This is a genomic window from Martinezella rhizogenes (genome assembly GCF_000799715.1).
In the GTDB taxonomy this organism is placed as follows: Bacteria; Pseudomonadota; Alphaproteobacteria; order Rhizobiales; family Rhizobiaceae; genus Rhizobium; species Rhizobium rhizogenes_C.
The window spans coordinates 1-20,864 of sequence record NZ_JUHG01000018.1 but is presented as its reverse complement, the minus strand read 5'-3'; the positions used below and the strand labels follow the sequence as shown (position 1 = coordinate 20,864).

Here is a 20,864-nt window from a genome sequence, read left to right as displayed (position 1 = left end):
GACTTTCGGGAGGAAAGCTATGATCCGCACCACCATCATCACCGTCGCACTACTCTTTAGCGCGGGCACTGCCCTCGCGGACGAGCCGATCGTCGGCAATTGGAAGACCGTGGCGGGTGACACCGCCGCCATCGCGCCCTGCGGCGGCGACTATTGCGTAACACTGAAGACCGGCAAATATGCTGGCCGACAGATCGGCAAAATGCATGGCAAGGGCGGCACCTATACCGGCGAGATCACCGACCCCGCTGCCGACAAGACCTATGCCGGATCCGGCACCACCAGCGGCAGCACTCTGAAGATGCAAGGCTGCGTCCTGAAGGTTTTCTGCAAATCGCAGACATGGACAAGGCTTTAGAAGCCATCCCATCATCGACAAGGCTCAGCGAGGGCGGGAGCTTTCACGCCCTCTCATCCGCCGTCCGGACTGGCACGGCACGTTCCATTTCCACTCCGCGCGCCTTCGATCCAGGCCCATTTCCGCGGTAATCTTCCTGAACGCCGGATGAACCGGTATCTCAGCACCCGTTCAGCCTGACCATGGCAAAACGGTGTCCAGTATAGGGCACGGGTAGGTCCAGGAACATGAATACCATCATCATGGCATGGCGTTTCGCAGTTATCATGCTGTTTGCCGCCGTCTTTGCGTTCAGCTTTTCAATGGCGGTCGAGCATACCGGCCGCAGCGGCGCGCAATCTCATTTCGGCGCAAGCTTCACTTGCTTGCAGACGGGAGCCCCCTATTGCACCACAGTGCAATAGTCGGGGACCTCTGGCCGATTCTCAGGAACTGAACCGCGCAACGGCATAAAAATAGCTGCGAAAATCCGGGGCCGTGCCTTGCAACGTCGTTTGCTTGTTAAAGATGCCACTATATAATAGCGCATGAGCAACCGAATCTCTCCCTTTTCGCCCCTCGAAATCTCGTCCCCCAGCCCGTTTCAGCCACGGAGCTTTACCGATCCCGGGAAGGCAGTCGAGGCTCTGGCCGAGCTTTACGACCGCAATACAGCCTTCCTGATCGACAATTTTACCAAGCTCGCCAAGGGCGGACCGATCACGGCGCGCTACCGCGCCTTCTACCCGCAAGTCAGCATCGAGACGACCAGCTTCGGCCATGTCGACTCGCGCCTGTCTTACGGCCATGTCACCGCACCCGGCGTCTATACGACCACGATCACCCGCCCACAGCTCTTCAAGCACTATCTGAAGGAACAGCTCGCGCTCTTGATGCGCAGCCATAATGTGCCGGTGGTGGTGTCGGAATCGACGACGCCGATCCCGCTGCATTTCGCCTTCGGCGAAGGGGCCTATGTGGAAGCATCCGCCGCCGGCTTCGACGATATCCCGCTGCGCGACCTCTTCGATACGCCGGACCTGAACACGACGGACGATGAAATCGCCAATGGCGAATATATCCCGCCGCCGGGCGAGCCCTCGCCGCTGGCGCCGTTTACCGCGCAGCGCATCGACTATTCGCTCGCCCGCCTTTCCCATTATACGGCAACCAGCGCTGCGCATTTCCAGAACTTCGTGCTGTTCACGAACTATCAGTTCTATGTCGATGAATTCTGCAACTGGGCGCGCGACCTGATGGCCAAGGGCGGCGATGGCTATACGGCCTTCGTCGAGCCGGGCAACATCACCACGCCGGCCAGCTCAAGCCAGCCGGAAGGCGATACGACCCCGCCACGGCTGCCGCAGATGCCGGCCTACCATCTGAAAAAGAAGGGCCATGCCGGCATTACCCTGATCAATATCGGCGTCGGCCCGTCCAACGCCAAGACGATCACCGACCACGTCGCCGTGCTGCGCCCGCATGCCTGGCTGATGCTCGGCCATTGCGCCGGCCTGCGCAACAGCCAGCGTCTCGGCGACTATGTGCTGGCACATGCCTATATGCGCGAAGATCACGTTCTCGACGACGACCTGCCGGTCTGGGTGCCGATCCCGGCGCTTGCCGAAGTGCAGGTGGCGCTGGAAGCGGCCGTCGCCGAAATCACCGGTTTCGAAGGCTTCGAGCTGAAGCGCATCATGCGCACCGGCACGGTCGGCACGATCGACAACCGCAACTGGGAGCTTCGCGATCAGGCCGGACCGGTCAAGCGCCTGTCGCAAGCCCGCGCCGTCGCGCTGGACATGGAGTCGGCGACCATCGCCGCCAACGGCTTTCGCTTCCGCGTTCCCTACGGCACGCTGCTCTGCGTCTCGGACAAGCCGCTGCATGGCGAGCTGAAACTACCGGGCATGGCGACTGCCTTCTACCGCACGCAGGTGAACCAGCACCTGCAGATCGGCATCCGCGCCATCCAGAAACTGGCCGAAATGCCGCCGGAAAAGCTGCATTCGCGCAAGCTGCGCAGCTTCTTCGAGACGGCGTTCCAATAAGCGATCGAGCTTGGGCGTTACTGCCCTTGCGCAGATACCGCATATGTCTGAGCAGCGGCCGCAACTAGCGGCCGTTCGCTGTTTGGCTCGCCGGCCCAGCTCAAGCATAGGATCACCACGGCAAGAACGGCAAATCCGATCATCGAGCGAAATACGACTTCGGTAGGATTCGACATTTGCAGTATCTCCTCCTCCGATAATGCCTTCCTGTGCCAGTGATAGATGAGTGCTGCTTCCAGATTATACATCTCCGTCTCTCCTTTGTTGAAGACGGAACTAGTCGACCGGCACCGACCCTTTTCGACAGCAATCAAAATTTTTGTCATGCTGCGGATCGGGATGTCGATTTGCGCGCGGCCCGCTCGTCTATGGCTGTCAGCAAATGGAAGAGGAGACGACTGCGATGAAATATCTTTGTCAGGTCTGGTTCGACGGCACGACGCTCGATGCCATGACGAAAGAGGAAAAGCACAGGCTCGATTCGGATTCGCTCGGCTACGACCGGGATCTGATGGCAAGCGGACACATGATCCATGCCGAGGCACTGCAATCGCCAAGTGCTGCGGTGACTGTCCGGGTCCGCAGCGGCGAAACGTCCGTGACGGACGGCCCCTTCATCGAAACTAAGGAATATCTCGGCGGCTTCATCCTGATCGACGCTAGAGACCTGAACGACGCCATTCGCGTCGCGGCGGGCATTCCGCTCGCAAAGCTCGGTGCTATCGAAGTGCGACCGATCTATTCCTTCGGCCCCGAACTTTGAGGAGACGACGATGAAATTTCTCTGCCAGGTTTGGTTCGACACCGCCGAGATCGCGACCCTCACCGAAGAAGAAGGACGGCGGCTGACGCATGAGTCCATCGATCGTGACGAACGGCTGCGCGACAGCGGGCATCTCATCGTCGCCAATGCCTTGCGGGAGCCGGACACCGCAAGGACCGTGCGGGTTCGCAAGGGCGAGGCCACCATCACCGACGGCCCCTTCGCCGAGATCAAGGAACATCTCGGCGGCTTCGTGCTGATCGAGGCGAAGGATATGGACGAAGCGACCCGCATCGCCGCCACCTTCCCCGTCGCCCGATACGGCATGATCGAAGTCAGGGCCGCCTATGACATACGGTTTCCGAATGAATAGGCGCTAAGGGAGAGAGTGATGCGATTTCTATGCCTGATCTACACATCCGTCGACATCGACGGAAGGCTGACGCAAAGCGAGATGAACCATCTGATCGGCGAGCATTTCGTCTATGATGAAGGCCTGCGGCAGGACGGCAGCCTCATCGTTTCGGATGCGCTGGAACTCCGAAACAAATCTATCGTCATCCGGCCACATGGCGACACGTTTTCGGTGACGGATGGGCCGTTCGTGGAGACGAAGGAACATCTGGCCGGATTCTACCTCATCGAGGCGCCCGATCTGGATAGCGCAACGGATATCGCCAAACACATTCCCTCGGCGCGTTACGGTGCCATCGAGATTCGTCCGGTGCGTATCCTGACCCTTCGGGGAGACCTTGCGGAGGAACGCTGACGCCGTGTCCATGAACGCAATCATTGACGAAATCTACCGCAGCCAGTCGCGCCGTGTGCTGGCGACGCTGATCCGTCTGTTGGGCGATTTCGACCGGGCGGAAGAGGCGCTTCACGATGCCTTCGCGGCGGCGGCGCAGCAGTGGACGCCGGAGACAATACCGATCAATCCCTATGCATGGCTGGTCTCGGCCGGCCGTTTCCGGGCGATAGACCACATCCGGCGGCGCACACGCTTCGACGCCTCCAGGGCCGATATTGCCGACAGCCTCTATCCGGAGGGCGAGATGATGGAAGTCACCGAGAACCAGGAGATCGAAGACGATATGCTGCGGCTGGTCTTCACCTGCTGCCATCCGCTCATTCCAGCCGAAGCGCAGATGGCAATGGCGCTGCGCGAGGTCTGCGGTCTGACGACGGAAGAGATCGCCCACGCCTTTCTCGTTCCGGCACCGACCGTCGCCCAACGCATCGTCCGGGCCAAGAACCGCATCCGAGCCGCCCATATTCCCTATGAAGTCCCGGCAAAGACGGAGCTGCCGGAGCGGTTGGCTCAGGTGCTGCACGTCATCTATCTCGTCTTCAACGAGGGCTATTCCGCTTCATCAGGAGCAACGATCGTCCGCGCCGACCTTGCCACCGAGGCCATTCGCCTCTGCCGTCTGCTGCTGACACTTCTGCCCGATCCAGAGGCGGCGGGCCTGCTGGCGATGACGCTGCTGCAGGATTCGCGGCGGTCGGCACGGGCAAGCGCCTCCGGCGATCTCATTCTGCTTGCCGATCAGGACCGCGCGCGCTGGGAGGGTACGAAAATCCACGAGGGACTGGCCTTCGCGGCCGAGGCGATGGCAGGTGAAAGCGTCGGCAGCTATGCGCTGCAGGCGGCAATTGCCGCCGAGCACGCGCGCGCGGCAACGACGGACCAGACCGACTGGCGAGGGATCGTGGCGCTTTACGATCTGTTGCTAGTGGCGCATCCGTCGCCGGTGGTCGAGCTCAATCGGGCCGTCGCCGTTTCGATGTGCGATGGACCAGCGGCGGGACTGCGGATCGTGGACGGCCTGCTTGGCGAGGATCGGTTGGCTAGATATCACCTCGCCCACGCGGCAAGAGCCGATTTCCTGCGCCAGCTCAACCGCGACGACGAGGCGCGACAAGCTTACGAAACCGCGCTCTCGCTTTGCCATCAGGCGCCCGAGCAAGCGTTCCTGCGCAAAAGACTGGCGGAACTTGCCGGCAAGACCGGGCGATAGGCTCGATCAGGCGGGCTTCCTGGAGGCGAGCAGGCCAAGTGCTGTCCCCGTCAGGGCCGAGACCACGATCAGGAGATGGGCGTTGATGCTGGCCTGCGCCAGATTGTCGATCGCCGCCTTTGCGCCCGAGGCGCCGAAGGCCATGGCGCCGGCGGTGATGCCGGCCGGATAGGTGCCGACGCCGCCGGGCGCATGCGCTGGCAGCACCGACGAAAGCTCGCCGCCGAGCGCGCCGCCGAAACTGGCCGAGAGCGGCGTGACATTCATCAGGCCTAACGCCCAGGCAAGCACCGCGACCTTCACCAGCCAGTTGACCACCGTCGTCAGCCAGGCGCGGGCAAAAGCACCGGCATTGGCGGGCAAGCCCCGTTCCAGCTCATGCACCAGCCCCTGCGCCTTCTTCGGCAATACCTTGGCGGCAAACCGGATCAGCGGCCGGCGCAAGGCAAAGCCGGCGACCGGCAGAAGCAGGAAGGCGACCCAGACTATCCAGGCAAGTACCGGATAGGGCGAGGCAAGCGCAAGGCCGATGCCGGCTGCGGCCAGCAGCGCATGCAGGTCGAACAGCCGCATGACGAACAGCGCCGAGGTGCTGCGCGCGAGCGGTATGCCGAATTCAGAGCGCATCAGCACGGGGAAGCTGGTCTCGCCCGCACGGAACGGCATCATGATGTTGAGGAGATTGTGAACCTGCGTCACGCGGAAAAGTGCCGCGAAATGGCCGCCGGTTTCCCTGGGGAAATAATCGTAGATGCGCCAGGTGCGCAGAAAATAGGTGCCGGTCAAAAGTGCCAGCGCCAGCAGGATGGGCAGGACGCCGACTTTGCCCCATTGCGCCAGGATCGAGCTCCAGCCCCAGAACCACTCGATGAAGGCGGCATAGGCGAGCACGACGGCGAGCGTGAGCAGCGTCATGCGGTTGCGAATAAACCAGCTCTGTCGGCTGGCAACCATCGGAGTCTTCATGTAGTAGAGCACCCAACGCGAGCGGAGGCAGACGCCGGACATGTCGCTCGCTCCGTCCGGCAGGTTCTGCCGGTCTTTTAGGAGAAAGAACAGTTGCAGACAACGGCAGAGTCGATCCTCTCCCTGGCCGACACGGCAAGCACCCTTGAGCTTTCGCTGGTCGTGCCCGTCTTTAACGAGGAAGAAAGCGTCGGACCGCTGATCGAGCGCATCTGTTCCGCCATGGTGGATTTCACCAAGCCGTGGGAACTGATCCTGATCGACGACGGCAGCACGGACGCTACGCTCGCCAATGCGCGCCGCTCGCTCGGGCGCGAGGGGCTGACGCTGCGCATCGTCGAGCTTCAGCGCAATTTCGGCCAGACCGCCGCCATGCAGGCCGGCATCGACGCCGCCACCGGCCGGCTGATCGCCACTATGGACGGCGACCTGCAGAATGACCCGAAGGATATCCCTTCGATGGTCGAGGAGCTGGAGCGTCGTCAATTGGACCTGCTCGTCGGCTGGCGCAAGAACCGTCAGGACGGACTTCTCCTGCGCAAGATCCCCTCCTGGTGCGCCAATTATCTCATCGGCCGCATCACCGGCGTCAAGCTGCACGACTATGGCTGCAGCCTGAAAATCTACCGCGCCACGATCATCAAGCAAGTGAAGCTGATGGGAGAGATGCACCGCTTCATCCCGGCATGGGTCGCCGGTGTCGTGCCGAGCTCGCGCATCGGCGAAGTCGCCGTTACCCACCATGCGCGCCAGCACGGCACATCGAAATACGGGATTTCACGGACCTTCCGCGTCATTCTCGACCTGCTGTCGGTGATGTTCTTCATGCGCTACAAGGCGCGGCCGGGCCATTTCTTCGGCTCCCTCGGCCTCGGCCTCGGAGCGCTCTCCGCAATAGTGCTGCTCTGGCTCTTCATCGCCAAATTCATCTTCGGCGACGATATCGGCAACAGGCCGCTGCTGCTGGTCGGCATCGTGCTCTTGCTGTCGTCGGTGCAGATGATCACGACCGGGATCCTCGCCGAGATGATCGCGCGCATTTATTACCGTGACGATCTGTCACCGAATTATATCGTCCGCAAGATCTTCGATCGGAACAATCAGGAAGCATAGGCTCCCGACACGCGGATAGGCCGATTCTCGTCGTCTCAACGCCGGAACCACTCATGGACCCGACCGAAAAGCCCACAAGCGTATTGCCTGACCCCGCCGATCTTCCACCATGGGAGGTCAAAAGCTCCACCCATTTGCTGCACGACCGATGGCTGAAGGTCCGGGCCGATAATTGCGTCACGGCGGAGGGTGTGGAGATTGCGCCCTATTACGTGCTGGAATATCCAGACTGGGTGGAAGTGGTCGCGCTCGACGCCGAGGACAACATCTATCTGGTCCAGCAATATCGCCACGGTCTGGGTGTCGTCGCATTGGAACTGCCAGGCGGCGCGGTGGACGCAAGCGATACCAGCCCGGTCGAAGCGGCGGCGCGGGAGTTGAGGGAAGAGACCGGCCTATCCGCCACCGAGTGGGAATATGTCGGCAGCCTTGCCGCCAATCCGGCCACTCACACCAACCTTTGCCACATCGTACTTGCCCGCAATGTCGAGCTTACCGCAAAGCCGGCAGACGATCCGACCGAACGCATTCGCCTTGTTCGCATTCCTATCCGGCAGGCCATCGGGCTAGCGCTCGAGGGCAAGATGATCCAGGTCATTCACGTCGCAGCGCTGACGCTTGCCCTGCACAGAGCGGGCAAATGGGATGCGCCATCCCCCACGAATGAAAGCTGATTACGCTCTCACCTCCGCCCAGACGGCATCCAGCGCCAGCCGCGTGATGCGGACCATCTCGTCCACCTGATCGTGGCTGATGATCAGCGGCGGCGAGGCCAGCATGCGGTCGGCGGTGGCTCGCAGGACGAGACCGTTGGTCAGGGCATGATTGCGCACCGCCGAGCCGATCGCATCCGGCTTTTCGAAGCGGCGGCGGGTGGATTTGTCGGCGGCGAGCTGTAGCGCGCCCATCAACCCGATGCTGACGGCCTCGCCCACCATCTCATGGTCCGCAAGACCGCCCCACACCTTGGCGAAGTAGGGACCGATATCGTCGCGGACGCGCTCGATCAGCTGCTCGTCCTCGATGATCCGGAGATTTTCCAGTGCGGCGGCTGCGCAGACCGGATGGCCGGAATAGGTGAAGCCGTGATTGAACTCGCCGACATCGTTGATCAGGACATCGGCAATGCGGTCGCTGACCAGCACGCCGCCAATCGGCAGATAGCCCGATGACAGGCCCTTGGCGATCGGCGCCAGATCGGGCTGGACATCGAAATGCTGATAGCCGAACCAGGAGCCCAGCCTTCCGAAGCCGCAGATCACCTCGTCGCAGACGAGCAGAATGTTCCTCACCTTGCAGATGCGGGCGATTTCCGGCCAATAGGTCGCGGGCGGAATGATGACGCCGCCTGCCCCTTGCACCGGCTCAGCGATGAAGGCGGCGACATTATCCTCGCCCAGCTCGTCAATCTTTTCTTCCAGTTCGCGGGCGACCTTGAGGCCGAACTCCTCCGGCGAGAGTTCGCCGCCTTCGCCGTACCAATAGGGTTGTCCAATATGGACGACGCCGGGGATCGGCAGGTCGCCCTGCTCGTGCATGTATTTCATGCCGCCCATGCTGGCGCCTGCGACGGTCGAGCCGTGGTAGCCGTTCCTGCGGGCGATAACGGTCTTCTTCGCCGGCTGGCCGATAGCGCTCCAGTAGACGCGCGCCATGCGAAACCAGGTGTCGTTGGCTTCCGAGCCGGAATTGGTGAAGAAGACATGGTTGAAATGCGGGCCGGCATGGGCGCAGACTTTCTGCGACAGTAGCGTCGCAGGCGTCGTCGTCGTGCCGAAGAAGGTGTTGTAATAGGGCAGTTCGTTCATCTGCCGGATGGCGGCATCGGCAATTTCCGTTCGCCCATAGCCGATATTAACGCACCAGAGCCCGGCAAAGCCGTCGAGATATTTCTTGCCGTTGCTGTCGAAGATGTAGACGCCCTGGCCGCGTTGGATGATCCGCGCGCCATCGGCGTTCAACTTCTTCATGTCCGCGAAGGGATGGAGATGATGAGCGGCATCGATGGCGGCGAGATTGGAGCGGCTGGACGTGTCGGGCATCGTTTGCAGAATCCCTATCGGATTGAAAGGCTGGCTTCGATCGTTTACGACCATGACGTGAGCATCGGGGAATGACAAGGGCATGGCGGCTGACAAGGAGACCAAGGGACTAGCACGCATCGAAGTGCTGATCGCCGACATGAACGGCCGCCTACGCGGCAAGCAGATCCCCATCGATGCGGAAAAGAAGGTCTGGGCCGGCGCGGTCCGTCTGCCGACCTCGACACAATCGCTGGATATCTGGGGCTATGACAATGACGAGATCACCGGCCTGTCGATGACCATCGGCGACCCCGACGGCATCTGCGTCGCCGATCCGCGCACGCTCGCCGACATGCCCTGGGCGCCGCCGGGATCGAAGCAGGTGCTGGCCACCATGCATGAGCTCGACGGCAGCCCGAGCTTCCAGGACCCACGCGCGATCCTCGCCTCCGTCCTCGAACGCTACAAGGCGCTCGGACTGACGCCCGTGGTCGCGACTGAGCTGGAATTCTATCTTCTCGCCGGCGACTGGCGTGAGTGCGGCACCCCCTCGCCGCCGCCGGCGCTGATGTATCGCGGCGAGCCGAACGGCTATCAGCTTTACGACATGGATGCCGTCGATCTCCTCGGCGACTATCTTGAAACTCTGCGCGCCTATGCGAAGGCGCAGGGCCTGCCGGCCGATGCAACGACGGCGGAGTTCGGCCCCGGCCAGTTCGAGGTCAATCTGCTGCATCGCCCGGATGCGCTGGCCGCCGCCGACGATTGCATCCTCCTGAAGCGGGTGGCCGAACAAGCGGCGCGCAAGCACGGCCTGAAATCGACCTGCATGGCGAAGCCCTATACCGACCATGCCGGCTCCGGGCTGCATGTTCATGCCAGCATCATCGACAGCAAAGGTCGCAATATTCTCGACGCGGCGGGCGGCGAGCCGGTGAAACTGAAATCGATCTCTGCCGGTCTTCTGCAGACGCTATTGGATGCGCAGCTGGTCTTCGCGCCCTATGCCAATTCCTATCGCCGCTTCCAGCCAGGTTCGTTTGCGCCAGTGGACCTCACCTGGGGCTACGGCCATCGCGGCACCGCCATACGCATCCCCGAAAAGGATGGGCCGGGAGCGCGCATCGAACACCGCGTCGCCGGCGCCGATGCCAACCCGTATCTGATGCTGGCGGCGATCCTCGGTGGCATGCTGCTCGGGCTGGAGAACGACCTCGACCCCGGCCAGGAGACCACACCGAGCCATGTACCGACCGATGCACCACGGCTGACGCATGACTTCCTCACCGCCGTCGAGCGCTTCAGCGCCTCCCCCTTCATCGCCGATATTTTCGGAAAGCGGTATCAGGCACTTTATGGCGATACGAAGCGCAAGGAGGCAATCCTTCATCTGCGCACCGTGTCCGATTTCGATTATCGGACCTATCTGCCGCGCCTCTGAAGAACTTCAGACGGCCGCACTGCGGATCGCCTCTTCCTCCGCAGCGCGCTCGGCCGTGCCCTGCCGGATCATTACCTTCAGTTCGCCGGCATGCAGCTTGAGGGTGACATCGCGCTCCAGCGGCAGTAGCTCGCCGTCCATGACGCAATTGGCCAGGCTGCGCAGCTTCGGGAAATGCAGGTGCACTTCGCGTGTATGCATGACCATGACATCGGCATTCTCGCGGAACCGGCCACGCAGCATATCGACGGCGAGCCGAGCGACGCCCAACGGTCGCAACGGCCTTGCCGTGTAGAAGCCAAGCTCACCGCTACGCAGATCGTCGGCATAGAGCAGCGCGTTTGCGCCGAAGGGGTTGTTGGAGACCGAAATCGCCGAGACATGCCGGTGCTCGCGAACGCCCTCGGCTTCAAAATCAACGGCGAATTCCGGCGGATTGAACACGACACCGAAGGCGGCGCGGGTGCTGGCCGACATCTTGCCGATGCGCGAGCGATAGGTATAGGCGTTGCGGTAACGCACCATGCGCGCATGCAGGCCGGCGGAAAACTGATGGATGAAGGGCCGGCCATTGGCGCTGCCGATATCGACCTGCTCGACCTCGCCGGTCGCCAGCACCTCCAGCACCTGCCAGATATCGAGCGGCAACTTCAGCGACCGCGCGAAGAGATTCATGGTTCCGGCTGGAATGACGCCAAGCGCGACGCCGTTTTTCCAGGCGACCGAGGCCGCGGCCGAAATCGTGCCGTCACCGCCGCCGGCAACAATACCGTCGATATCGTCGCGCCGCGCCGCGCGCTCCATCGCCGCCACCACCTCGCCACCCGACACCACGAGGCCCTCGAAATCATGGCCGGCATCGCGGAAAACCTGTTCCGCCTTCTTTTCGTAGGCAGCCATGTCCGTGGTTTTGAACGTGCCGCCATCGCGATTGAAAAAGCCGATCAGTTTCATCAATACTCTCGGTTTTCTCACCAATTAAGTCCCAGGAAGGAGCTGCCCCCCACGCCTGCTTCTTCACAGATGGTTCCAACGGGAGCGATTTCAAGCAATCAGTGCCGCTTGTGACCAACAGGACAGGCGGCAGATGGGCAAGGCTGCGCGAACACGTATGCACGAGGCGATATGCTGCACTGCAAAAAATGCACGCGACAGACGTGCAGCGCTGATTGATATAATCAACTGAGGCATGTTCGTGCCTTCCCGATCTTTTCAGTTTCTGTGCTGTGCCCGAAGCCCCACACTAGGCTTTGCTGCCTGCTTCGCGGCACTGCCGCATCATTGCCGCCTTGGAGTTTTCGTGAGCGATATTACCGCCGACGTCATCGATTCCCAAACCGTCATCGAGGCACCGTCGCGCGCCGCGATCGCGCTCGTCACGCTGGCCCTGGCGGTCGGCAGCTTCGGCATCGGCACCGGCGAATTCGTTATCATGGGCCTGTTGCCGAATGTCGCCGACGCGTTCGGAGTGACGACCCCGCAAGCGGGCCATGTCATCAGCGCCTATGCGCTCGGCGTCGTCGTCGGCGCGCCGATCATTGCCATTCTCGCCGCCAAGATGGCGCGGCGCACGTTGCTCCTGCTGATGATGGCGATTTTCGCCGCCGGCAATATTTCCAGCGCGTTTGCTCCGACCTTCGAGAGCTTTGCTGCTCTGCGTTTCATCACCGGCCTGCCGCATGGCGCTTATTTTGGTGTCGCAGCGCTTGTCGCCGCCTCGATGGTACCGGTTCATCGCCGCGTCCGCGCCGTCGGCCAGGTCATGCTCGGCCTCACCATCGCCACCCTGATCGGCACGCCGATCGCCACCTTCCTCGGACAGATCCTGAACTGGCGGGCGGCCTTCATGATGGTCGGCGGCATCGGTCTTGCGACCATGCTGCTGATCGCCCTGTTCCTGCCCAAGGACCGGGTTGAGGAAGGCGCCAGCATCACTCGCGAACTCGGCGCACTCAAGCGCATTCAGGTCTGGCTGACGCTCGGCATCGCCGCCGTCGGCTTCGGGGGCATGTTCTCGGTCTTCAGCTATGTCGCGACGACAACAACGCAAGTTGCCGGCATGGGAACAGCCATGGTGCCTGTCGTGCTGGCGCTCTTCGGCATCGGCATGAATGTCGGCAACGTCGTCGGCTCGCGTCTCGGCGATCTGTCGATCAAGGGCACGATCGGCGGGATGATGGTCTTCAACGTCATCGTCATGACGCTGTTTTCGCTGACGGCCGCCAATCCGGTCATGCTCTGTCTCTGCGTCTTCCTGATCGGCTGCGGCTTTGCAGCCTGCCCCGCCGTGCAGACGCGGCTGATGGATGTCGCGGCCGACGCGCAGACGCTCGCCGCTGCATCCAATCATTCCGCCTTCAATATTGCCAACGCGCTCGGCGCTTGGCTCGGCGGCATGGTGATCGCCTGGGGCTTCACCGCAGCCGCGACCGGTTATGTCGGCGCGGTGCTCTCCGTCCTCGGCCTTGTTGTCTTCGGGATCTCAGTTGCCCTGGAGCGCGACAGCCGGAGCGCATGAGGCTGGCGAAAGCCGCACCTGCTGCATGCCGGTATGGCATAGGACATTTTGCTCACCCCAGACGGCCATCGCCTTGATGATCGGTTCCAGGCTGGTGCCAAGCGGCGTCAGCGCATAGTCGACGCGTGGCGGCACGACCGGGAAAACCGTGCGCGACACCAGGCCGGACACTTCCAGTTCCCGTAGCTGCTTCGTCAGCATGCGCTGCGTCACCGACGGCAGCTTTCGGCGGATCTCATTGAAGCGCAGCGTCCCTTCCATCAGATGGAATAGGATCACGCCCTTCCACTTGCCATCGAGCAGGCTCAACGTCGCCTCGACCGGGCAACCGGGGAAATTCTCGACGAGCTTGGCGCGGGGTAGTGACATCCACAGTATCCTTTTAGGTACTACGTACAGAATTTGTGCATTCTTGTAGATTCGGATCATAAGACGCATCTGGATCCTGTACAACAAAACAGGAGTTTGCCATGCGTGCCGTCGCCTACAAGATCCCCCAGCCCATTTCCGCCAAAACGTCGCTTCTCGACATCGACCTCCCGACACCCGAAGCCAAGGGCCGCGATCTCCTGGTCGAAATCAAGGCTGTCTCCGTCAATCCGGTCGATATTAAAGTCCGTGCCAGCGCCGCCCCCGCCGAGGGCGAATACAAGGTGCTCGGCTGGGATGCCGCCGGTGTCGTCAAGGCAGTCGGTCCCGATGTCACCATGTTCAAGCCCGGCGACGAAGTCTTCTACGCCGGTGCCATCAATCGCGGCGGCTCGAACGCCGAATTTCATCTTGTGGACGAGCGCATTGTCGGCGCCAAGCCGAAGAGCCTCGATTTCGCTGCTGCTGCTGCCCTGCCGCTGACCTCGATCACCGCTTACGAGATCTTGTTCGACCGCCTCAAGGTTCAGGATCCGGTTCCGGGTGCGGCCAACGCCATTCTGATCATCGGCGGAGCCGGCGGCGTCGGCTCGATCGCTATCCAAATCGCCCGGGCACTGACCGGCCTGACCGTGATTGCCACCGCCTCTCGGCCGGAAACCCAGGCTTGGGTGAAGGAACTCGGCGCCCACCATGTGATCGATCACTCCAAGCCATTGGCCCCACAGATCGAAGCCCTTGGCATCGGCGCCCCGGCCTTCGTCTTCGCGACCACCAACACCAGCGATCATATCGCCTCGATCGTGGAGATCATCGCGCCACAGGGCCGCTTGGGGCTGATTGACGATCCGAAAGTGCTCGATATCGTCCCCTTCAAGCGCAAGGCGATCTCGATCCATTGGGAGATGATGTTCGCCCGCCCGCTCTTCAACACGGCCGACATGATCGAGCAGCACCGGCTGTTGACCACGGTCGCCGAACTGGTCGATGCCGACAAGATCCGAACCACGCTCACCGAAACGCTGGGCACGATCAACGCGACCAACCTGAAGAAAGCGCACGCACTGATCGAGACCGGCAAGATGAGGGGCAAAGTCGTCCTGGCCGGTTTCTGAGGCTCATTCATTCGCTCACACGGCCGGGTGCAAGCCGCCCGGCCAAGCCATTTTTGGTCCTTCTGAAATAGTGATTGCTGCAATGCAAAAGCCGTTAGCTGCGCAATCGAATTTTTACTGCGACATTGTGGCATTAACCGTCTCTGCCACTTGACTTTTCGCCACTTCGGGGCGACTTCTGCCCCCATGTGGGGAACAGCGTTTTCCATACCGATTAACCGGAGCCATCTTACGATGCCTAGCGACAGTAGTAGTCGATTGCCCTTGCCGTCAGTGGCCTTCGTGCACTAACCGACTCCTGTCGGCTCGCCACGATCCGCCGCGACGGCAGATCGACTGGAAAGGCGAGCTATCATGAACATCAACAGCCTTCCCGTGCGAGCCGGCAATGCCGCTCGTGCGTTTATCAATAACAACCGCGCCGTCACCATCGCGGAACGCGTCGAGCAGCTGAATGCGATCGACGCGAAGGAAGCCGCACGCATCCTCGCCAAAATGCCGGAGGAGCGCGCCGTGCGTATCCTCGACCGGCCGGAACTGCGCAACGCCTCCGCCATCCTCGAGGTCATGAGCAATGCCGACGCCGCACGGCTGCTGCACGGCATGTCCAACGACCGCGTGGCCGACATCCTGCTGGAGCTGGACGGTGGCGCGCGCACCCGGCTGTTTGCCACCCTCGACGAGCCGGTTCGTGTTGCGATCCAGGGCCTGATGGGCTATCCGCCGCGCACGGCAGGCGGCATCATGACGACGGAATTCGTCAGCGCGTCCGCCGGCTGGACGGTTGCCCAGACGCTCGATCATGTTCGCCAGGTCGAACGTTCCCGCGAGACCGTCTATGCCATCTATGTGCTGGACGACGAAACGCAGGCGCTGCTGCATGTCGTAACGCTGCGTCGTCTCATCACCGGCGAGCCCGACGCCTGCATCCTGACGGTCGCGCAGAAGGGTACGCCTGTCACCGCGCCCGCGCTGATGAAACAGGAGGATGTCGCCCGCCTGATTCGCCGCCACGATCTACTCGCGCTGCCGGTTGTCGATGAGAACTGTCGCATGCTCGGCATCGTCACGGTCGATGACGTCATCGATACGATGATCGCCGACAGCACTGAGGCCGCGCAAAGGTTTGGCGGTATGGAAGCTCTCGGCCAGCCCTACATGAAGATCGGCTTCGCCGGCATGATCCGCAAGCGGGCCGGTTGGCTCGCCGCCCTCTTCCTCGGCGAAATGCTGACGGCAAGCGCCATGCAGCATTTCGAAGGCGAGTTGGAAAAGGCTGTCGTGCTGACGCTGTTCATCCCGCTGATCATGAGCTCGGGCGGCAATTCCGGCTCGCAGGCGACGTCGCTGATCATCCGGGCGCTGGCGCTCGGGGAACTCAAGCTTTCGGACTGGTGGCGCGTCGCTCTGCGCGAACTGCCGACCGGCATGGTGCTCGGCTCCATCCTCGGCCTCGTCGGCTTCGCTCGCGTCGTGCTCTGGCAGACCATCGGCCTGTTCGACTACGGCCCGCATTGGCAGCTGGTCGGCCTGACCGTCTTCGCCGCGCTGATCGGTATCGTCACCTTCGGCTCTCTTGCCGGTTCGATGCTGCCGTTCCTGCTACAGAGGCTGCGGCTCGATCCAGCCAGCGCCTCGGCTCCGGCCGTTGCAACGCTGGTCGATGTGACCGGCTTGGTGATCTACTTCTCAGTCGCGCTGCTGATCCTCAGCGGCACGATGCTCTGAAGACAATCGAAATCCCGACATCGAAGGGGCCGGCGACGGCCCCTTTTTCGTTTCAGACCGGCGGACGCAGCTTCAGGGCGCCATTGGTCTTGAGAGTGCGGATCGCAAAATTCGAGCGCAGGTCGGAGACGCCGGGCAACACAAGAAGCTTTTCCGACATCACCTTTTCATAGGCAGCCAGATCCTCCACCACGACTTCGGCCAGAAAGTCAGCCGTTCCTGAAATCAAGTGGCAGGCGACGATCTCGGGGATCGCGAGCAGTGCCGCCTGCTGCGCCTCGGAATTTTCCTTCGAGTGATGCCCAACCTTGAGCTCGACGAAAACCGTCAGGCCGAGCCCCGCCTCCTTCCGGTCGATATCGGCGCGGTAGCCGCGCAGCAGACCGGATTTTTCCAGATTGCGGATACGCCGCAGACAGGGCGACGGAGAGAGGTTCACCTTCTCGGCGATCTCCACATTGGTGGCGCGCGCATCCTCCTGCAGGCAGTTGAGGATGGCAATATCGAATTTATCCAGTTTTAGCATCCTCGAGATATCCAATCGCCTATATTGGCAGATTATTGCCCATAGCATGTTTTCAGAGCTATAACTAGCAAGGACATGCCCCGGCCTCCGGCGCTATCTTTTCCTCAACCGGATGATGATCCGGACGATTAGAAAGGATACGTCGATGACCACTTTGGCTTTCTCCTCCCGCAAGACAATGCCCACCGCAATCGGCTATGCCGGCGCCATCATCACAGTGCTGATCTGGGCCAACTGGATCCTGGCCACTCGCCACACCGCTGAAACGCAGATGAGCACGGTCGACCTCGGTCTGATCCGTTACGGTGTTCCGGCACTGGTGCTTTCTCCTGTCTGGCTGCGCACCGGCCTGCTGCCGAAAGGCGTGCCGCTAAAACTGCTGGCGCTGATGGTCTGCGGCTCCGGCGCGCTGTTTTTCCAATTGACCACCTTCGCCATTCACTTCACGCCCGCCGCATCGGCCGGCATTCTGCTCGGTGGCTCGATGCCGCTGGCGGCCGCGCTGATTGGCCTGCTGCTGTTTCGTGAGCGTCCGGATATCACCCGCTGGCTTGGCCTTGGCGGCATCGTCGCCGGCGTCGTCATCCTTTTGGTGCGCAGCCTTTCCGGTGCCGATGTCTCCTGGATCAGCTTCACGCTGTTGCCGCTCGGCGCTCTGCTCTGGGCCGGCTATACCCACGCCTTCCGCCGCTCCGGCCTGAACGCCTTCCAGTCGAGCGCCGTCATCGCCGTCTGGTCGTTCCTCATTCATGTCGTGCTTGCTTTCATCTTCGGCAGCTCTCTCGCCTCCATCCCGCTGCCTGAAATCGGTCTGCAGGTCGTGAGCCAGGGCCTGCTCTCCGGCCTCGCCGCCACTCTAGCCTACGGCCTTGCCGTCCAGGCCCTTGGCGGCACACAAGCCGCCGCCTTCACCGCCATCACCCCGGTGCTTGCCACCTTCGGCGGCGGAATGCTGCTGGGCGAGCCGCTCGGTGTCGCCGAGATTTCAGCGGCAGTGGTTACGGGACTGGGTGTCGCGTTGTCGACGGGACTGCTGTCGCGGAAATAAGAGGCTGCACAGAGATTGCGTGGAAGGTTGCCGTTGGCAGCCTTCGGCATTGAAAGCGACATCATCTGATGCTAATTTTGATGCCAAAGGAGCATATCAATGCGGACCACGGTAGCCATCGACGACAAATTGCTCGCGGATGCACGCGAGGTCACCGGTTTGGCCGAGACCTCGGCGATCCTGCGCGAAGCGTTGAAAGCCCTCGTGGAACGCGAAGCCGCCAGAACCTTGATACGTCTTGGCGGCTCGGAACCGGATATTACGGCTCCTCCCCGTCGTCAGTTTGGCGTCGAATGATCCTGGTCGATACGTCGATCTGGATCGATCATTTTCACTCGCTCGACATGCGGCTCCAATCTCTATTGGAGCAGAAACAAGTTCTTATTCACCCCTTCGTCATCGGCGAGATCAGCCTTGGAAATCTGCGGCAATATGATCTTGTGATGCGAAGCCTGAGCAGGCTGTATCAGATTGCAAAGGCGTCGGATGATGACGTCCTTTATTTCATCCGGACCAACAAATTGCAGGGTGCGGGGATCGGTTATGTCGATGCCCATCTCGCCGCAGCCGCGATGCTGACACCAGGAACCTATCTTTGGACGCGCGACAAACGACTTCAACGCGTCGCCGAAAACCTCAGAATTGCCGCGCCATTATAGCTCAGAGCCATAGCGCCATCGCAACCCGGCGGGCCGGGTCCGCGCCGTGCTCGACCTCCCTTTCCAGGACCTGCGATAGCTCCGCAGACCTCTCGCCGTCGTCCAATATGAGGAAGCCAAGCGAGACATAGAATGGCGCGTTGAAGGGGACATGGCGATCCGTCGTCAGGGTAACGCCCGATGCGCTCCGCGTCTGCGCAGCCTCGATCACAGCTTGCATCAAGCGGCGCCCGACACCCTTTTTCTGCCAGTCCCGCACGACATCGATCTCAGCGATATGGACGGTATCGGCCATCGCGATCCCCGCGAGGAAGCCGAATGGTTGATCAACCTCATCGGCTGCAACGAACAGCAGATCCTGCTCCAGGGATTGCCGGAGCACGCCGATCGGCAAGGATGTCGGTTCGCAGGCAACCGCGCCGGCATCGTGCAGTGCCCAGAAAGCATCAACCTCGATGGCGGCCAGCAGGAGCAGTTCGTCCGAGCGGGCCAAGCGTATCTCGTAGATGTCCCGCCCGGTCTCCTCCATGTCCGTCACATATTCGGATAGACCGGTCCCTCGCCGCCCTGCGGGGGAACCCAGTTGATGTTCTGGTTGGGATCCTTGATGTCGCAGGTCTTGCAGTGGACGCAGTTCTGGGCGTTGATGACATAGGTCTCCTCGCCATCCTTCTCCACCCATTCGTAGACGCCGGCCGGACAGTAGCGGGTCGACGGACCGGCAAAGATATCGTGTTCCGAATTCCTCTGCAGGGCCATGTCCTTGACCTTGAGATGAACCGGCTGGTCCTCCTCATGATTGGTGTTCGACAGGAACACCGAAGAGAGACGGTCGAAGGTGAGCACGCCGTCCGGTTTCGGATAGGCGATCGGCTTATGCTTGGCCGCCGGCTCCAGCGACTCGGCATCGGTCTTGCCGTGCTTCAGCGTGCCGAAGAAGGAGAGACCGAGGAGCTGGTTCGTCCACATGTCGAGGCCGCCAAGGGCCACGCCGATCGCCGTGCCGAACTTCGACCACAGCGGCTTGACGTTGCGCACGCGCTTCAGGTCCTTGCCGATATCGCCAGAACGCCATTCGTTCTCGATCTCGATCACTTCGTCATTGGCGCGGCCGGCCGCGATCGCATCGGCGATCTTCTCGGCAGCGAGCATGCCCGAGAGCACGGCATTGTGGCTGCCCTTGATGCGCGGCACATTGACGAAGCCGGCCGAACAGCCGATCAGCGCACCGCCGGGGAAGGAGAGTTTCGGCACCGACTGGTAGCCACCCTCGGTGATGGCGCGAGCGCCGTAGGAGATGCGCTTGCCACCCTCGAAGGTGCCGCGAATGGCTGGATGCGTCTTGAAGCGCTGGAATTCCTCGAAGGGATAGAGATAGGGGTTCTTGTAGTTGAGGTGCACGACGAAGCCGACGGCAACCAGATTGTCCTCGAGATGATAGAGGAAGGACCCGCCGCCGGTCTTCATGCCGAGCGGCCAGCCGAAGGAGTGCTGCACGAGGCCCTGTTTGTGGTTCTCGGGCTTGACCTGCCAGAGCTCCTTGATGCCGATGCCGAACTTCTGTGGCTCGCGATCCCTCGACAGGTCGAACTTGGCAATGAGCTGTTTGGCGAGCGAACCGCGCACGCCTTCGCCGATCAGGACATATTTGCCGAGCAGCTCCATGCCGCGGGTATAGTTCGGGCCGGGCTCGCCATTCTTCTCGATGCCCATGTCGCCGGTGGCAACACCGATGACGGCGCCGTCGTCATTATAGAGCACTTCGGTTGCGGCAAAGCCGGGATAGATATCGACGCCAAGGGCCTCGGCCTTTTCGGCGAGCCAGCGACAGACGTTGCCGAGCGAGACGATATAATTGCCGTGGTTGTTCATCAGCGGCGGCATGGCAAAGTTCGGCAGACGGATGGAACCAGCGGGGCCGAGCAACATGAAGTGATCGGCTGTCACCTCGGTCTTGAAGGGATGCCCCTCCTCCTCGCGCCAGCCGGGCAGCAACCGGTCGATGCCGATGGGATCGACGACGGCGCCCGACAGAATATGCGCGCCGACCTCGGCACCTTTCTCAAGCACGACGACGCTCAAATCCGGATTGACCTGCTTCAAACGGATCGCCGCCGACAGCCCGGCAGGGCCCGCGCCGACAATCACAACGTCGAATTCCATGCTCTCGCGTTCAGGCAGCTCG

The 20,864-nt window shown here is 61.7% G+C and carries 24 protein-coding genes; 16 read left to right on the top strand and 8 right to left on the bottom strand.

Annotated elements, in window-relative coordinates; genetic code table 11:
- Window positions 1–19: 19 nt before the first annotated feature.
- From EX00_RS26300 to EX00_RS26295, 3 genes are all read left to right on the top strand, one after another.
- A complete protein-coding gene (locus EX00_RS26300) occupies window positions 20–358 on the top strand; it encodes a DUF2147 domain-containing protein (RefSeq protein ID WP_047464575.1) in 339 nt (112 codons plus the stop codon).
- A gap of 227 nt (window positions 359–585) precedes the next feature.
- On the top strand, window positions 586–762 hold the full coding sequence (locus EX00_RS31810; protein ID WP_202903775.1) for a hypothetical protein: 177 nt from the start codon (window positions 586–588) through the stop codon (window positions 760–762).
- 123 nt (window positions 763–885) lie between these two features.
- The gene (locus EX00_RS26295; protein WP_047464572.1) at window positions 886–2,388 is read left to right on the top strand and encodes an AMP nucleosidase; all 1,503 of its coding nucleotides are present in this window, start codon (window positions 886–888) and stop codon (window positions 2,386–2,388) included.
- A 17-nt stretch (window positions 2,389–2,405) separates the two neighbouring features.
- Here EX00_RS26295 and EX00_RS26290 read toward each other — a convergent pair whose 3' ends face one another.
- Entirely contained in the window at window positions 2,406–2,636 is a 231-nt protein-coding gene (locus EX00_RS26290; RefSeq protein WP_047464571.1) for a hypothetical protein, read from the bottom strand.
- Between the two features lie 155 nt (window positions 2,637–2,791).
- On the opposite strand from EX00_RS26290, the gene EX00_RS26285 reads away from it, so the two are divergent.
- From EX00_RS26285 to EX00_RS26270, 4 genes are read left to right on the top strand one after another with little or no spacing between them, the layout of a single operon-like run.
- Window positions 2,792–3,151 carry a YciI family protein gene (locus EX00_RS26285; protein WP_047464570.1) on the top strand — a complete coding sequence of 120 codons (360 nt, stop codon included), beginning with the start codon at window positions 2,792–2,794 and terminating at the stop codon, window positions 3,149–3,151.
- Window positions 3,152–3,161: 10 nt separating this feature from the next.
- Complete coding sequence (locus EX00_RS26280; RefSeq protein ID WP_047464569.1) at window positions 3,162–3,524, top strand: YciI family protein; 363 nt, start codon at window positions 3,162–3,164, stop codon at window positions 3,522–3,524.
- An 18-nt stretch (window positions 3,525–3,542) separates the two neighbouring features.
- Window positions 3,543–3,920 carry a YciI family protein gene (locus EX00_RS26275; RefSeq protein ID WP_047464568.1) on the top strand — a complete coding sequence of 126 codons (378 nt, stop codon included), beginning with the start codon at window positions 3,543–3,545 and terminating at the stop codon, window positions 3,918–3,920.
- A 10-nt stretch (window positions 3,921–3,930) separates the two neighbouring features.
- On the top strand, window positions 3,931–5,172 hold the full coding sequence (locus EX00_RS26270; protein WP_047464566.1) for an RNA polymerase sigma factor: 1,242 nt from the start codon (window positions 3,931–3,933) through the stop codon (window positions 5,170–5,172).
- A gap of 6 nt (window positions 5,173–5,178) precedes the next feature.
- Here EX00_RS26270 and EX00_RS26265 read toward each other — a convergent pair whose 3' ends face one another.
- Window positions 5,179–6,138 (bottom strand): lysylphosphatidylglycerol synthase domain-containing protein, encoded by a 960-nt coding sequence (locus EX00_RS26265; protein ID WP_047465161.1) that lies wholly within the window; start codon window positions 6,136–6,138, stop codon window positions 5,179–5,181.
- A 93-nt stretch (window positions 6,139–6,231) separates the two neighbouring features.
- Here EX00_RS26265 and EX00_RS26260 point away from each other — a divergent pair, with 93 nt between their 5' ends.
- Together EX00_RS26260 and EX00_RS26255 are read left to right on the top strand one after the other, a co-directional pair.
- Window positions 6,232–7,251: a glycosyltransferase family 2 protein gene (locus EX00_RS26260; protein WP_047464565.1), complete on the top strand. Its 1,020-nt coding sequence runs from the start codon at window positions 6,232–6,234 to the stop codon at window positions 7,249–7,251.
- A gap of 53 nt (window positions 7,252–7,304) precedes the next feature.
- Entirely contained in the window at window positions 7,305–7,925 is a 621-nt protein-coding gene (locus EX00_RS26255) for an NUDIX hydrolase (RefSeq protein WP_052210966.1), read from the top strand.
- Here EX00_RS26255 and EX00_RS26250 read toward each other — a convergent pair whose 3' ends face one another.
- Entirely contained in the window at window positions 7,926–9,293 is a 1,368-nt protein-coding gene (locus EX00_RS26250) for an aspartate aminotransferase family protein (RefSeq protein WP_047465156.1), read from the bottom strand.
- An 82-nt stretch (window positions 9,294–9,375) separates the two neighbouring features.
- Between EX00_RS26250 and EX00_RS26245 the strand changes: the two genes are divergently transcribed.
- A complete protein-coding gene (locus EX00_RS26245) occupies window positions 9,376–10,716 on the top strand; it encodes a glutamine synthetase family protein (protein ID WP_047464563.1) in 1,341 nt (446 codons plus the stop codon).
- 6 nt (window positions 10,717–10,722) lie between these two features.
- Here EX00_RS26245 and EX00_RS26240 read toward each other — a convergent pair whose 3' ends face one another.
- A complete protein-coding gene (locus EX00_RS26240; RefSeq protein ID WP_047464562.1) occupies window positions 10,723–11,670 on the bottom strand; it encodes a diacylglycerol/lipid kinase family protein in 948 nt (315 codons plus the stop codon).
- A gap of 346 nt (window positions 11,671–12,016) precedes the next feature.
- On the opposite strand from EX00_RS26240, the gene EX00_RS26235 reads away from it, so the two are divergent.
- On the top strand, window positions 12,017–13,234 hold the full coding sequence (locus tag EX00_RS26235; protein WP_047464561.1) for an MFS transporter: 1,218 nt from the start codon (window positions 12,017–12,019) through the stop codon (window positions 13,232–13,234).
- On the opposite strand, the gene EX00_RS26230 is transcribed toward EX00_RS26235, so the two are convergent.
- Entirely contained in the window at window positions 13,199–13,603 is a 405-nt protein-coding gene (locus tag EX00_RS26230) for a winged helix-turn-helix transcriptional regulator (protein ID WP_047464558.1), read from the bottom strand. The two genes, EX00_RS26235 and EX00_RS26230, sit on opposite strands and share 36 nt — an antisense overlap.
- 101 nt (window positions 13,604–13,704) lie before the next feature.
- On the opposite strand from EX00_RS26230, the gene EX00_RS26225 reads away from it, so the two are divergent.
- Both EX00_RS26225 and mgtE read left to right on the top strand, forming a co-directional pair.
- Complete coding sequence (locus EX00_RS26225) at window positions 13,705–14,718, top strand: zinc-binding alcohol dehydrogenase family protein (RefSeq protein WP_047464557.1); 1,014 nt, start codon at window positions 13,705–13,707, stop codon at window positions 14,716–14,718.
- A gap of 354 nt (window positions 14,719–15,072) precedes the next feature.
- The gene (gene mgtE / locus EX00_RS26220) at window positions 15,073–16,446 is read left to right on the top strand and encodes a magnesium transporter (RefSeq protein WP_047464556.1); all 1,374 of its coding nucleotides are present in this window, start codon (window positions 15,073–15,075) and stop codon (window positions 16,444–16,446) included.
- Window positions 16,447–16,498: 52 nt separating this feature from the next.
- Here mgtE and EX00_RS26215 read toward each other — a convergent pair whose 3' ends face one another.
- Window positions 16,499–17,020 (bottom strand): Lrp/AsnC family transcriptional regulator, encoded by a 522-nt coding sequence (locus EX00_RS26215; protein ID WP_404944044.1) that lies wholly within the window; start codon window positions 17,018–17,020, stop codon window positions 16,499–16,501.
- 97 nt (window positions 17,021–17,117) lie between these two features.
- On the opposite strand from EX00_RS26215, the gene EX00_RS26210 reads away from it, so the two are divergent.
- From EX00_RS26210 to EX00_RS26200, 3 genes are all read left to right on the top strand, one after another.
- Window positions 17,118–18,020, top strand: coding sequence for a DMT family transporter (locus tag EX00_RS26210; RefSeq protein WP_047464554.1), 903 nt, complete (start codon window positions 17,118–17,120; stop codon window positions 18,018–18,020).
- Window positions 18,021–18,119: 99 nt separating this feature from the next.
- Window positions 18,120–18,317: a type II toxin-antitoxin system VapB family antitoxin gene (locus tag EX00_RS26205; protein WP_047464553.1), complete on the top strand. Its 198-nt coding sequence runs from the start codon at window positions 18,120–18,122 to the stop codon at window positions 18,315–18,317.
- Window positions 18,314–18,679 carry a type II toxin-antitoxin system VapC family toxin gene (locus EX00_RS26200; RefSeq protein WP_047464551.1) on the top strand — a complete coding sequence of 122 codons (366 nt, stop codon included), beginning with the start codon at window positions 18,314–18,316 and terminating at the stop codon, window positions 18,677–18,679. Before EX00_RS26205 ends, EX00_RS26200 begins: the two co-directional genes overlap by 4 nt.
- A 1-nt stretch (window position 18,680) precedes the next feature.
- On the opposite strand, the gene EX00_RS26195 is transcribed toward EX00_RS26200, so the two are convergent.
- Both EX00_RS26195 and EX00_RS26190 read right to left on the bottom strand, forming a co-directional pair.
- The gene (locus EX00_RS26195; RefSeq protein ID WP_047464549.1) at window positions 18,681–19,208 is read right to left on the bottom strand and encodes a GNAT family N-acetyltransferase; all 528 of its coding nucleotides are present in this window, start codon (window positions 19,206–19,208) and stop codon (window positions 18,681–18,683) included.
- Between the two features lie 5 nt (window positions 19,209–19,213).
- Window positions 19,214–20,864 (bottom strand): electron transfer flavoprotein-ubiquinone oxidoreductase (locus EX00_RS26190; RefSeq protein ID WP_234709115.1); only part of this gene is annotated, 1,651 nt, incomplete at its 5' end.

Excerpts from the sequence above, each read along its gene's own strand:
- EX00_RS26270 (WP_047464566.1), top strand. The coding sequence starts at position 3,931 with ATGAACGCAATCATTGACGAAATCTACCGCAGCCAGTCGCGCCGTGTG.
- EX00_RS26200 (WP_047464551.1), top strand. The coding sequence starts at position 18,314 with ATGATCCTGGTCGATACGTCGATCTGGATCGATCATTTTCACTCGCTC.
- mgtE (WP_047464556.1), top strand. The coding sequence starts at position 15,073 with ATGAACATCAACAGCCTTCCCGTGCGAGCCGGCAATGCCGCTCGTGCG.
- EX00_RS26290 (WP_047464571.1), bottom strand. The coding sequence starts at position 2,636 with ATGTATAATCTGGAAGCAGCACTCATCTATCACTGGCACAGGAAGGCA.
- EX00_RS26250 (WP_047465156.1), bottom strand. The coding sequence starts at position 9,293 with ATGCCCGACACGTCCAGCCGCTCCAATCTCGCCGCCATCGATGCCGCT.
- EX00_RS26245 (WP_047464563.1), top strand. The coding sequence starts at position 9,376 with ATGGCGGCTGACAAGGAGACCAAGGGACTAGCACGCATCGAAGTGCTG.
- EX00_RS26215 (WP_404944044.1), bottom strand. The coding sequence starts at position 17,020 with ATGCTATGGGCAATAATCTGCCAATATAGGCGATTGGATATCTCGAGG.
- EX00_RS26225 (WP_047464557.1), top strand. The coding sequence starts at position 13,705 with ATGCGTGCCGTCGCCTACAAGATCCCCCAGCCCATTTCCGCCAAAACG.
- EX00_RS26295 (WP_047464572.1), top strand. The coding sequence starts at position 886 with ATGAGCAACCGAATCTCTCCCTTTTCGCCCCTCGAAATCTCGTCCCCC.
- EX00_RS31810 (WP_202903775.1), top strand. The coding sequence starts at position 586 with ATGAATACCATCATCATGGCATGGCGTTTCGCAGTTATCATGCTGTTT.
- EX00_RS26300 (WP_047464575.1), top strand. The coding sequence starts at position 20 with ATGATCCGCACCACCATCATCACCGTCGCACTACTCTTTAGCGCGGGC.
- EX00_RS26210 (WP_047464554.1), top strand. The coding sequence starts at position 17,118 with ATGACCACTTTGGCTTTCTCCTCCCGCAAGACAATGCCCACCGCAATC.
- EX00_RS26240 (WP_047464562.1), bottom strand. The coding sequence starts at position 11,670 with ATGAAACTGATCGGCTTTTTCAATCGCGATGGCGGCACGTTCAAAACC.
- EX00_RS26265 (WP_047465161.1), bottom strand. The coding sequence starts at position 6,138 with ATGAAGACTCCGATGGTTGCCAGCCGACAGAGCTGGTTTATTCGCAAC.
- EX00_RS26255 (WP_052210966.1), top strand. The coding sequence starts at position 7,305 with ATGGACCCGACCGAAAAGCCCACAAGCGTATTGCCTGACCCCGCCGAT.
- EX00_RS26285 (WP_047464570.1), top strand. The coding sequence starts at position 2,792 with ATGAAATATCTTTGTCAGGTCTGGTTCGACGGCACGACGCTCGATGCC.
- EX00_RS26205 (WP_047464553.1), top strand. The coding sequence starts at position 18,120 with ATGCGGACCACGGTAGCCATCGACGACAAATTGCTCGCGGATGCACGC.
- EX00_RS26275 (WP_047464568.1), top strand. The coding sequence starts at position 3,543 with ATGCGATTTCTATGCCTGATCTACACATCCGTCGACATCGACGGAAGG.
- EX00_RS26280 (WP_047464569.1), top strand. The coding sequence starts at position 3,162 with ATGAAATTTCTCTGCCAGGTTTGGTTCGACACCGCCGAGATCGCGACC.
- EX00_RS26230 (WP_047464558.1), bottom strand. The coding sequence starts at position 13,603 with ATGTCACTACCCCGCGCCAAGCTCGTCGAGAATTTCCCCGGTTGCCCG.
- EX00_RS26195 (WP_047464549.1), bottom strand. The coding sequence starts at position 19,208 with ATGGAGGAGACCGGGCGGGACATCTACGAGATACGCTTGGCCCGCTCG.